The organism is Amycolatopsis sp. cmx-11-12 (assembly GCF_046269425.1).
GTDB lineage: Bacteria > Actinomycetota > Actinomycetes > Mycobacteriales > Pseudonocardiaceae > Amycolatopsis.
The window spans coordinates 1-558 of record NZ_JADNQM010000121.1 but is presented as its reverse complement, the minus strand read 5'-3'; the positions used below and the strand labels follow the sequence as shown (position 1 = coordinate 558).

Sequence of the window (558 nt, the reverse complement as noted above, 5' to 3'; positions counted from 1 at the left end):
CGCAGTGAGGATCTGTGCACCCGAATTTCTTGCGCACCCAACTCAATTTGCTGTGGATGTGCGACATCATCGAGCATCCCACTTGGGTAAACGCTAGACGATGCGTGGTGTTGGACGCGTTCCAGTCGCAAGATCGTGGGCTGGTCCCATCGATAACAGCCAGAACACCATGTTCGTTGTGAACGCCGTGGGGATGGCAATCTGTAACTGGAATCCTGACCTTGGCACGGTTTTCACTTCGACTGCGGAGTGTAGTTCACGTCGTGGGCCTTCACGGACCGAGTCAAGGCGGCCGGGCTGATGTCCTCGCTGGGGACTGTCGGTGGCGGCTACGGCTACGCGGTGATGGAGTCGTTCTGGTCGACGATGCGGACCGAACTTCTCGACCGCCAGGAGTGGAAAACGAGGACCGAACTGGCCAGCGAGATCGTCCGGGACCTCGAGATATTCCACAGCCGGCAACGCCGCCATCCCAAAGTCGGATACCTCACCCCGGTCGAGTCTGAAAGACTCCGCGAACTACAACAAGCCGCCTGACACACCACAGACGACGGTCCG

Annotated in this window: 1 protein-coding gene; it reads left to right on the top strand. The window is 59.0% G+C overall.

The genetic code is table 11. The features are described 5' to 3' along the window. Positions 1-300: 300 nt before the first annotated feature. The gene (locus ACLARN_RS44175) at positions 301-537 is read left to right on the top strand and encodes an IS3 family transposase (protein ID WP_409497462.1); all 237 of its coding nucleotides are present in this window, start codon (positions 301-303) and stop codon (positions 535-537) included. The last annotated feature ends 21 nt before the right edge of the window (positions 538-558 follow it).